Origin of the sequence: Lentzea aerocolonigenes, from assembly GCF_000974445.1 — a bacterium.
Taxonomy (GTDB): domain Bacteria; phylum Actinomycetota; class Actinomycetes; order Mycobacteriales; family Pseudonocardiaceae; genus Lentzea; species Lentzea aerocolonigenes.
Genome location: NZ_BBOJ01000010.1, coordinates 93,551 through 105,010, shown reverse-complemented (window position 1 = coordinate 105,010; position 11,460 = coordinate 93,551). Strand labels below are relative to the sequence as shown.

Genomic DNA, 11,460 nt, shown 5'->3' with positions numbered 1-11,460 from the left:
AGTATCGGGGCCGCCGGGAAGTTCGGCCGTGGCAACCCGTCTGTCTGCGCACAAAGTGGAGAAACGATGAACGGCGTACCGCATTCGACCGTGACCCACGAACTGATCGCGCGGCGGGCGGCGTCGTCACCGGACGCGGTCGCGCTGGTCGACGGCACCCGCGAAGTGTCCTGTCGGGAGCTCGACCGGCTGGCGAACCAGCTCGCACACCTGTTGCTGGCCAAGGGAGTGCGTCCCGCGGACCGGGTCGCGGTACGGTTGCCGCGCGGTGTGGACCTGGTCGTCGCGCTGCTCGCCGTGTGGAAGGCGGGCGCGGCCTACGTGCCGCTCGACCCCGCACACCCCGCCGAACGAATCGCGACCGTGCTCGCGGATGCCCGGCCGCGTCTGGTGATCGACGCGGACGTCGTGGCCGAAGCGGCGGGAGACGTCAGTGCGCCGGACGTGCCGGTGTCCGGTGATCACCCGGCGTACGTGCTCTACACCTCCGGGTCCACCGGAACGCCCAAGGGCGTGGTCATCAGTCACGCCGGCATCGGCAACCAGCTGAGGTGGCTCGCTCGCACGCACGGTCTCGGAGCGGGGGACCGGGTGCTGCAGAAGACCGCGCTCACGTTCGACGCCGCAGGGTGGGAGATCTGGGCGCCGCTGATCAGCGGGGCGACCGTCGTGCTCGCGCCGGTCGGTGCGGAACGGGACGCGGCCGCCATCACGCGTGCGGTCGTCGAGCACGGGATCACCGTGCTGCAGGTGGTGCCCTCGGTCTTGCGCGCACTCGTCGAAGAGCCGGGATGGGCGGACTGCACGAAGTTGCGGGTGCTGTCGTCCGGCGGCGAGCAGCTGCACGCGGAGCTCGTGCAGCGGTTCCTGAACGCCGCGGTGAACTGTGACGTCACGGTCTGGAACACCTACGGGCCAACGGAATGCTCGATCGACACGACCGCGCACGAGGTCGACTCGCTGCAGCGGTCGGGGCCGGTGCCGATCGGAGTGCCGATCGACGGCATGCGGGTGGTGATCGCTGCGGACGGTGAGCTGCTCATCGGCGGACCCGGTGTGGCACAGGGATATCTAGACAGCCCTGCGTTGACGGCGGAGCGGTTCGTGCCCGATCCCGACGGGCCTCCCGGTTCCCGGTTGTACCGCAGCGGCGACCTCGCGCGGGTGCGCGCCGACGGGTCGTTCGAGTACCTCGGCCGGATCGACCACCAGGTCAAGGTCAACGGCGTGCGGATCGAACCGGGTGAGATCGAGACGGTGCTGGCCACGCACCCGGCGGTCCAGCAGGCCGTGGTCGCGCCGTTCAGCGCTGCCAACGGTGCGACCCGTCTCGCCGCGTACGTGCGGCTGCGGGAGAAGGCGGAGCTGGCGGCGTACCTCGGTGCGCGGTTGCCGGAAACCCATGTGCCCGCGGCGTTCGTGGAGGTCGACGAGTTCCCCAGGACGTCGAGCGGCAAGGTGGACCGGCTCGCCCTGCCGGTGCCGGGCGCCACCACCGGCGCCGCTGTCAGCACCGAGGCCGAACAGCTCGTCGCCGGTGTGTGGCGGGAGCTGCTGAACGTCGGCCAGGTCGGCGCGCACGACGACTTCTTCCGGCTCGGCGGCTCGTCGCTGCAGCTGACCAGGCTCGGCAACAAACTGCGCGCGGCCACGGGGGTCGAGATCCCGCTGGCGGCGCTGCTGACCGCGACCACGGTCACCGCGCAGGCGCGGCTGATCGACCCCAGGCCCGCCTCGTCCGTACCGGTCACGCGGGTGCCGCGCACCGGCGCGTTGCCGTTGTCCTTCGGCCAGCAGCGGCTCTGGCTGCTCGACCGGATCCATCCCCGGTCGCGCGAGTGGGTGTCCGGGCTCTTCCTGCGGACCGGGGCCGGCCAGGCCGACGTCCAGCGGGCACTGGACGCGCTCGTCGCACGGCACGAGTCGTTGCGCACGCGGTTCGACGCCGACGAACCCAGGCAGCTGATCGATCCGCCTCGTCCGATGGAGTTGCGGGTCGTCACCGGCACCACGCCGGACGAGGTCGCCGAGATCCTCGACGAGGACGCCCGCCGCGGCTTCGACCTCGCCGGCGGCCCGGTCGTGCGGGCGTTGCTCTTCCCAGAACTGCAGCGGCTGGTCGTGCTGATGCATCACATCGTGTGCGACGGCTGGTCGTCCGCCGTGCTCGAGCGGGAGTTCCACGAGCTGCTGGCAGGTCGTGAGCTTCCCGCGGCGGACGTCCAGTACGCCGACTACGCGGTGTGGCAACGGGAACGGCTCACCGACGACGTGCTGGAGGGCGAGCTGACGCATTGGCGTCAGGTGCTGGAGGGGGCGGCCCCGCTGGCTCTGCGCACCGACCGGCCGAGGCCCGCCGCCCGCGAGGCACGGGGTGCGGTGGTGAGCTTCACCATCCCGGCGCAGGTCACCGAAGCGCTGGCCGAGCTGGGCAGGCGCAGCGACGCCACGCCGTTCATGACGATGCTCACCGCGTACGCGACCGTGCTCGCCCGCTACACCGCGCAGTGGGACGTGGTGGTCGGTACGCCGGTCGCGGGACGGGACCGGCCCGAGGTCGAGAACGTCGTCGGGTTCTTCCTCAACAGCCTGGTGCTGCGGTGCCGGCTCGCCGGGGACATGACGTTCGAGCAGGCGCTCGAGACCGTGCGCAACACGTGCAAGGAGGCGTTCGCGCACCAGGAGCTCCCGTTCGAGCAGCTCGTCGCCGAGCTGGCACCCGAACGGGACCTGTCCCGCACGCCGCTCTACCAGGTCGCGTTCGACTTCCACGGCGACGAGCTGACCGGCGCACCGGAGGACGACGCGGAACTGTCCACTTTGGTCGCTGCCTCCCAGGTCGCGAAGACGGACCTGACGCTGTACCTGCGCAAGCAGTCCGACGGGTCGATGACCGGCATGCTGGAGTACGCGACCGCGTTGTTCGACCACTCGACGATCGAACGGATGTCGCGGCACTTCCAGCACATGCTCCGGTCTCTGGCGGTGAGTCCGCGCACGCGACTGGACACTGTGGACCTGCTGACCGCCGAAGAGCGGCAGGCCGTGCGGGAGTGGAGCAGCAACCCGGTCGAACCGGTCGTCACGTCGGTGCTCGACGAGTTCGAACGGCAGGCCGCCGCGACCCCGGACGCGATCGCGCTGGTGACGGAGGGCACGAGCGTGACGTACGCCGGGCTCGACGCGCACGCCAACCGTCTCGCGCACCGGCTGAGGAACGCCGGTGTCGGTCCCGAGTCCGTGGTCGGTGTGCTGCTCGATCGCGGTGCCGATCTTCCCGCCGCGTTCCTCGCGGTGTGGAAGGCGGGCGCCGCCTACGTGCCGCTCGACCCGGACTTCCCCGCCGACCGCGTCGGGTACGTGCTGGCGGACGCGAAGGCGGACGTCCTGATCACCGCGGAGGCCTACCGCGACCGGTTCGGCGGACGGGTGGTCCTGGCGGCCGTCGACGAGGGCGACGCGAGCCCGTTGCCCCGGCGAACCGACCTGGACTCCCTCGCCTACGTGATCTACACGTCCGGCTCGACCGGCAGGCCCAAGGGCGTGCAGGTGCCGCACCGCGGCCTCGCGAACCACGTCCGCTGGGCGGTGGAGAAGCTCGCGAAGACCGGTGGTGCACCGGTGTTCTCGTCGGTCGCGTTCGACCTCGTCGTGCCGAACGTGTGGGCGCCGCTGCTGGCCGGCCACACGACGCACCTGCTGCCGCAGGACCTCGACCTCTCCGAACTCGGCTCGAAGCTGCGCGAGGCCGCGCCGTTCGGGTTCATCAAGCTCACGCCTGGCCACCTCGACGTGCTGTCGCATCAGCTGACGCCCGAGGAGCGGGCGGGACTGGCCGACGTGATCGTCGTCGCGGGTGAGGCGTTGCCGCCCGGGCTCGCGCGGCAGTGGGTGCATTGCGACCTGGTCAACGAGTACGGCCCGACCGAGGCCTCGGTCGGCACGTGCGTCCATCCGGTGCGCGAGCCGATCGGTGACTCCGTGCCGATCGGGAAACCGCTGCCGGGCGTGACGATGCACGTGCTCGACGACCTGCTGCGGCCCGTGCCGGTCGGCGTGGTCGGCGAGGTGTTCGTGGGCGGCGCCGGTCTCGCGCGCGGCTACGCGAACCGGCCGGGCCTGACGGCGGAACGCTTCCTGCCGGACCCGTACGGGCCGCCCGGTGCGCGGCTCTACCGGACCGGTGACCTGGCGCGGTTGCTGCCGAGCGGTGACGTGGACTTCCTCGGCCGGCGCGACCACCAGGTCAAGATCCGGGGCTACCGGGTCGAGCTCGGCGAGATCGCCGCCGTGATCAGCGAACACCCCGACGTGCGCGACGCCGTCGTGGTGGCACGGGACGGCGTGCTGGCCGCGTACTACGTCCCGGTCGCGGGTGATGTGCCGCTGACCGGCTGGTGCGAGGAGAAGCTGCCCGCGTACATGGTGCCGGGCACGTTCACCGCGCTCGACGCGTTCCCGTTGAACGCCAACGGAAAGCTCGACCACGCCGCACTCCCCGTCACCGACGTGGCGGACGAGGGCCTCGTGGCACCGCGCGGCGTCGTCGAGGAACGCGTCGCGGAGATCTTCACCGACCTGCTCGGTGTGCCCGTGGGTGCCCACAGCCACTTCTTCTCGAGCGGTGGCAACTCGATCCTCGCGATCCGGCTGATCGCGACGATCCAGTCCGAGTTCGAGGTGACCGTGCCGATGCGCGCGGTCTTCGAGGGCGGCACCGTCGCCGACCTCGCCGAGGTGGTCGAGGAGCAGGTGCGGGCCGAGCTCGACCAGATGTCCGACGAAGAACTGGCCGCGGAATCACTGCTGCTGGACGAAAGTGGGATGGGATGACCGAGGAAAACTACACGTCCGCGCTCCTCGCCTTCGTGAGGCGGGAGTTCCTGGCGGACAGCGGCGACCAGGCGCTCACGGCCACGACGCCGTTGATCGAGTCTGGCATCCTCGACTCGCTGCGGATCGCGGTGCTGATGGCGTTCATCCGCGACGAGTTCGCCGTGCACGTGCCGCTGGCCAAGATCGACGCGAAGAACTTCGCGGACATCCGCACGATCGCCGCGATGCTGCACGAGGAATCCGTCGTCGAGGCGGGTCGCGCATGAGCCCCGACTACGACGTCGCGATCATCGGCGGCGGCCCCGCCGGTTCCACGATGGCGTCCTACCTGGCCAGGGCCGGCATGTCCGTGGTGGTCTTCGAGAGCGAGACGTTCCCGCGCGAGCACGTCGGCGAGTCGCTCGTGCCCGCCACGACGCCGGTGCTCGCCGAGATCGGCGCGCTGGAGAAGATCGACGAGGCGAACTTCCCGAAGAAGTACGGCGCCTCCTGGACCTCCGCCGAGTCGCGGGACATCCCGAAGATGGGGTACAGCGGCCTGAGCCACGGCTGGACCGCGGACATCGCGTTCGTGGAACGCAACCAGCCCGGCGTCGACCGCGACTACACGTTCCACGTCGACCGGGGCCGGTTCGACGCGATCCTGCTCAAGCACGCGCAGGAGCAGGGTGCCACCGTGTTCAACGGTGTGCGGGTGCGCGACGTCGACTTCTCCGACCCGGAACTGGTGCGGCTGACGTGCCGGTTCGGGCCTCGTGACGTCCCGTTCACCGCGCGCATGGTGGTCGACGCGTCCGGCCGGCAGACGCTGCTCGGCAAGCAGCTCAAGGTGAAGGTCAACGACCCGGTGTTCGACCAGTACGCGGTGCACACCTGGTTCGAGGGGCTCGACCGGGAGGCGTTCGCCGGCGACTCCTCGCAGGCCGACCACATCTTCGTGCACTTCCTGCCCATCAAGGACACCTGGGTGTGGCAGATCCCGATCACCGACACGATCACGTCGATCGGCGTGGTGACGCAGAAGAAGCGGTTCCGTGAAGGCTCCGGCGACCGCGAGGAGTTCTTCTGGGACTTCGTGTCGAGCCGCCCGGAGCTGTTCGACGCGCTCAAGAACTCGCAGCGGCTGCGTCCGTTCAAGGTCGAGGGCGACTACAGCTACGCGATGAAGCAGATCTGTGGCGACCGGTTCATCCTGATCGGCGACGCGGCGCGGTTCGTCGACCCGATCTTCTCGAGCGGTGTGAGCGTCGCGTTGAACAGCGCCCGCATCGCCTCCCAGGACATCATCGCCGCGCACGCGGCGGGCTCCTACGACAAGGATCGCTTCGCCACGTACGAGAACAAGCTGCGGCGCGCGGTGAAGTACTGGTACGAGTTCATCTCCATCTACTACCGGCTCAACGTGCTCTTCACCGCGTTCGTGCAGGACCACCGCTACCGGGTGGACGTGCTCAAGATGCTCCAGGGCGACGTCTACGACGGGGAGGAACCCAAGGCGCTCAAGGCGATGAAGGAGGTCGTCGCCGCCGTGGAGGCCAACCCCGACCACCTCTGGCACCCCTACCTCGGCACGCTTCGGGCTCCCACCTCGGCGCCCGGCTTCTGATTCCGGACCACCGCGGGCCGGCTCCTCCTGGAGCCGGCCCGTTTTCCTGTGTGCCAACAGCAAAAGAGGGGAGCTTTCCCAACGCTGGGAAAGCTCCCCCTCAGTGCGTTGTCAGACGAGCTCGTCGGCCAGGTGGTCGGCGATGGCGGAGACGCTGGGCTGGTGCCACAGCAGCGTGGACGGCAGCTTGCGGCCGAACCGCTTCTCCAGGCGCCGCCGCACGGCGATGGTCATCACCGAGTCGAGTCCCTGTTCCACCAACGACCTGCGGACGTCCAGGTCGCCGGCCGGCAGCCGCATCTCGCCCGCGATCTGCGCGCCGACGACCTCGACCAGGTGTGCCCTGAGCTGGTCGTGCGGGAGGCCGTCGAAGTCGTCCTCGGTGGTGGCGGGGGCGGACTCGACGACGTCGGTCAGCTCGCTCAGCAGCGGCGGGCGTTCCGCGTCCTGCGTGGGGACGGTGCGCAGCACGGGGTAGTGGCCGGGACCACGCACGGCGGCGAAGTCCCAAGCCCGGAACGCTTCCGCGGCCGAGATGTCCGTGACGCCCCGTGCGCTGAGCTGCCGGTCGACGGTGTCGTTGACCGCCATGCCCTGGCCGCGCCACGACGTCCAGCCGAAGCTCGTGACGTCGTCGCGGTGGGAGGCGAGCGCGTCGAGGAACGCGTTCGCGGCACCGTAGGTCGCCTGGCCGGGCAGTCCGAGCAGCTGGCCGCACGACGAGAAGAGCACGAAGAAGTCGAGGCTGCCGGGCGGGAAGAGGGTGTGGAGGTTCCACGCGCCCCGCACCTTCGGGGCCAGCACCGCGTGCAACGAAGTCTCGTCCACGTTCGCTGCCAGCCGGTTGTCGAGCACACCGGCGGCGTGCACGACGCCCCTGATCGGTGGCAGGTCGAGGTTCGTGAGCCGGGCCGCGTCGGAGAGGTCGGTGATGTCGAGAGCGACGGTGCGGACCGTCACGCCCGCCTCCTCCAGCTTGCGGATGCCCTCGATCTGCCGCTGGTCGGGGTGCGTGTCCCAGTCCGCGCGTGCGGGGAACGGCCGCCGCCCGGCCAGCACGAGCCTCCTGGCACCGCGTTCGGCGAGCCACTGCGCGACCTCGAGGCCGAGCACGCCGAGGCCGCCCGTGACGAGGTACGTGCTGTCGGGACGGCACGTCACGGGCTGGTGCGTCACGTCCTTCGTGGTCCTGACCAGCTTGGCGGCCTCGACCTGGTCGCGGATCGCGATCACGTCCTGCGCCGGAGCGGCACCGATCACCTCGGCGAGCCGGTCGGTCCGTCCGTCCGCGGGCAGGTCGACGATCCCGCCCCAGAACTCCTCGTGCTCACCGGCCAGCACCCTGCCCAGACCCCACAGCGACGACTGCGCAAGCGCTTGCGGCGTCTCGCTCTCCCGCACGCCGCGCGTCACGCACCACAGCTTGGGCGGATTGTCCATCGTGGACAGCTGCTGTGCGGTGCTCAGCAACGACCAGGCGGCCGCGGCCGCCGAGCCGGGGACGTCGCCGGACGGTTCCGGTGCCACGACGAGCACGTCCGTCGCGGTGCCGAGGTCCTCCCCGGCGCGCACGACGGTCCTCGTCGCACCGGACGGGGTCAGCTCCAGCGGCTGCCACACGATCTCGTGCACGAGGTCCGCCGGTGTCGCCTGCGACGTCATCCCGCCGTACCGCAGGCTCCCCAGCCCCGCCTTCACGGTTCCGGTGGTGTCCGCGACCAGGACGTCGACCGTGTCCTCGGACGTGACCGTCACCTGCACGTCCACAGTGGACGGCGCTGCCCCGTGCACCTCGACCGAGCCGATGTGCGCGACCATGCGCAGCGTGGCCGGCCCGGGGAACGCGGCGGGCGCGATGGACAGCGCGGCGTCGAGCACACCCGGCCAGCCGTCGGAGACGAGCACGCGGGCCCTGAGCGTGGTCTCGGTGCGGAGCAGCTCCTCGACCGTCCACTCGAACGCCATGTCCGGAACGCCGACCTCGCGGAGGTGGTCCCGGACGTGACCGGGGGAGGCCGGTTTCGCGCCGGCCGGGAGCTTCGGGAGTTTCGGCGGAAGACCGGCGGGCTCGCCCGCGGTGGCCGTGGTGTGGGTCAGCCAGGTGTCCGTGGCCTTCGTGGAGATCCTCAGCGCGGCGCCGTCCCGCACGACCTGGAGCTCACCGGTGACGACCGGCAGCCGCAGGTCCACGTCGGTGAGCGCGGACACCCCCGCGGCGCTGAAGAACGTGTTGACGAGCACCGCCGCCGGCACGATCTCGGTCCCGTGAATGGTGTGGCTGCCGGGGTACGGCCGGTTCGAGTCGTCGAGGGTGGTGCGCCACAACGTCATCCCGGCCTGTCCGGCCACCTCGACCGCGGAGCCGAGCAGCGTGTGCGACGCCGGGTCGTGCTGCGCGGGGGCGCCGCTGACCGACGACTCGTGCCAGTGCGGTGTGCGTTGCCACGCGACCGAGGGCAGGTCGGCGAGTCGCCGGACGGGCTGCAGCCGCGTCCAGTCGACGTCGATGCCCGCGCAGAACGCGGTCCCGAGCGCGGTCAGCACGGAGATCGCCTCTGGCTTGTTGCGCCGCAACGTGATCCCGACGAACGCGTCCTCGATGCCCTGGTCGGCCAGCGTCTCGGTGATCGAGTGCGCGACGACCGGGTGGGCGGAGATCTCCAGGAACCGCCGGTAGCCGTCCTCGGCGGCCGCCTGCGTGGCGGACGCGAGCCGCACGGGGTTGCGCAGGTTGCCCGCCCAGTACTTGCCGTCGAGGGGCTCGGCCGACCGCGGGTCCGCCGATGCCGTGGAGTACCTCGGGATCTCGGACACCCGTGGCGTCAGATCACCGGCGGCCTCCGCGAGGTCGGCGGTGAGCGCGTCCATCTGCGGGCTGTGGAACGCCACGTCGGACGCCACCCGCCGCACCTGGACGTCCTGTGCGCCCCACTGTTCGACCAGCGCGTCGATCGCCTCGGGCGACCCGGAGATCACCGTCGAACCGGGGGACGCGGAGATGCCGGGCACCACGTCCGTGCGCCCGGCCAGCCGTTCGCCGGCCTCGGCGAACGACAGACTGGTCATGGCCATCGCGCCCTGTCCCGCGACGCGCCGCAGCAACGCCGACCGGCGGCAGCTCAGCCGGGCGCCGTCCTGCGGGCTCAGCGCACCGCACGCGACGGCCGCGGCGATCTCGCCGACGGAGTGACCGATCACGGCGTCCGGCACGACGCCGTACGAGCGCCACGTCGCTGCCAGCCCGACCTGCACCACGAAGATCATCGTCTGGATGCGGTCGATGGTGTCGAAGTCGCCGTCGCGCAGGACCTGGGCGGGGGAGAAGCCGATCTCCTCCGCGAACACGGGTTCCAGCTCGGCCACCGCCGCGGCGAACGCGGGCTCGCTGTCGAGCAGTTCCCCGCCCATGCCGTGCCACTGGGCGCCGTGCCCGGAGAACACCCACACCAGCCCGGTGCCGTGGTTCGACGGCACCGCACCGGTCACGATCTCCTGCGACTGCCCGCCAGAGGCCACCAGCCGAAGCCCGTCCGCCAGGCCGCCGGCGTCCGACGCGATCACCGCCGCCCGGTGCGCGAGGTGCGAGCGCCGGGACGCGAGCGTGTGCCCCACCGCGTCGAGGTCCGAGACCTGGTCCGCGGCAAGGCTTTCCGCGGACGCGCGCAAGGCCGTCTCCGACGCCGCCGTCACCGGGAACAACCGCGGGCCGGATCCGCTCGCCGCCACCGGAACGGCGGCGGGAGCCTCCTCCAGGACCACGTGCCCGATCGTTCCGCCGTAGCCGAACCCGGACACACCGGCCCGGCGGACGCGTTCGCCACGGGGCCACGGCGTCCGGGAGGTGGCGACCCGCAGGCCGGAACCTGCCCAGTCGATCGCCGGGTTGGGCGTGTGGCAGTTGAGGCTCGGCGGAATCTCGCCGTGGTGCAGTGCCAGCGAGGCCTTGATCAGGCTGGCCACTCCGGCCCCCGCCTCGAGGTGCCCGATGTTCGGCTTGACCGACCCGATCAGGCACGGCTCGTCCCTGCCCGCTCCGTACACGGCGCTCATCGCCCCGGCTTCGAGCGGATCACCCAGGCGCGTGCCGGTGCCGTGGGCCTCCAGGTAGTCCACAGTGGAGGGTTCAACGCCCGCGCGGGAGCAGGCCTCGGCGAGCAGGGACTGCTGCGCGGCACCGGAAGGTGCCATGATCCCGTTCGTCCGGCCGTCCTGGTGCACGGCCGAACCGCGGATCACCGAGAGGATCCGGTCGCCGTCGCGCTGGGCGTGCTCGAGGAGCTTCAGCACCAGCACCCCGCCGCCCTCGCCGCGCCCGTACCCGTCGGCGTCGGCGTCGAACGGCTTGCACCGGCCGTCCGGAGCGGTCGCACCGGCGGCGTCGAGCGTCAGCGTCAGTCCCGGTCCGATGATCAGGTTCACGCCGCCGACCAGCGCGATGCCGCACTCCGCGGCCGCCAGCGCCTGGCACGCCAGGTGAGTCGCGACGAGCGAGGCCGAACAGGCCGTGTCCACGGCCATGCTCGGGCCGTGCAGGTCGAGCGCGTAGGAGATCCGGTTGGCGGCGGCGCACAGTGCGCTGCCGATCCCGGTCCACGCCTCGATCGTCGGCAGGTCCTCGAGCATCCGCCGCCCGTAGTCGTCGGACCCGACGCCGACGAACACACCGGTGTCGCCGCCCGCCAGGGACCGGGGTGCGATCCCGGCGTGCTCCAGGGCCTCCCACGCGACCTCCAGCAACAACCGTTGCTGCGGGTCCATCAGCTCGGCCTCGCGCGGGGTGAGCCCGAAGAACGCGGAGTCGAAACCCTCGATGTCGCCGAGGAAACCGCCGGGCACCACCGCCGCGCGACGCAGCTCGGCGGGGAACGATCCGTCGTAGGCGCGCCAACGGCCTTTCGGCAGGTCGCCGATGCCGTCACGGCCGGACACCAGCATGTCCCAGAACGCGGCCGGGGTGTCGGCGCCGCCCGCGAACCTGCAGCCGACGCCGATGACCGCCACCGGTGGTGTGTTCATCT

At 71.2% G+C, this 11,460-nt stretch carries 4 protein-coding genes; 3 read left to right on the top strand and 1 reads right to left on the bottom strand.

The features are described 5' to 3' along the window. The first annotated feature begins 90 nt into the window (after nt 1-90). Genes AOM45_RS20320 through AOM45_RS20310 form a run of 3 tightly spaced genes read left to right on the top strand, consistent with a single transcriptional unit; the run spans nt 91 to nt 6,442 of the window. Nucleotides 91-4,833, top strand: coding sequence for a non-ribosomal peptide synthetase (locus AOM45_RS20320; protein ID WP_236703765.1), 4,743 nt, complete (start codon nt 91-93; stop codon nt 4,831-4,833). Beyond that, nucleotides 4,830-5,102: a phosphopantetheine-binding protein gene (locus tag AOM45_RS20315; RefSeq protein WP_051783912.1), complete on the top strand. Its 273-nt coding sequence runs from the start codon at nt 4,830-4,832 to the stop codon at nt 5,100-5,102. The genes AOM45_RS20320 and AOM45_RS20315 overlap by 4 nt, the downstream gene beginning before the upstream one ends. Continuing rightward, on the top strand, nt 5,099-6,442 hold the full coding sequence (locus AOM45_RS20310) for an NAD(P)/FAD-dependent oxidoreductase (protein ID WP_030469194.1): 1,344 nt from the start codon (nt 5,099-5,101) through the stop codon (nt 6,440-6,442). Before AOM45_RS20315 ends, AOM45_RS20310 begins: the two co-directional genes overlap by 4 nt. Before the next feature lie 111 nt (nt 6,443-6,553). Here AOM45_RS20310 and AOM45_RS20305 read toward each other — a convergent pair whose 3' ends face one another. Then, the gene (locus tag AOM45_RS20305) at nt 6,554-11,458 is read right to left on the bottom strand and encodes a type I polyketide synthase (RefSeq protein WP_030469195.1); all 4,905 of its coding nucleotides are present in this window, start codon (nt 11,456-11,458) and stop codon (nt 6,554-6,556) included. Nucleotides 11,459-11,460 lie beyond the last annotated feature (2 nt).

What these genes read in the sequence shown, in the direction of transcription:
- AOM45_RS20315 (WP_051783912.1), top strand. Translation starts at nt 4,830, where the DNA reads ATGACCGAGGAAAACTACACGTCCGCGCTCCTCGCCTTCGTGAGGCGG.
- AOM45_RS20310 (WP_030469194.1), top strand. Translation starts at nt 5,099, where the DNA reads ATGAGCCCCGACTACGACGTCGCGATCATCGGCGGCGGCCCCGCCGGT.
- AOM45_RS20305 (WP_030469195.1), bottom strand. Translation starts at nt 11,458, where the DNA reads ATGAACACACCACCGGTGGCGGTCATCGGCGTCGGCTGCAGGTTCGCG.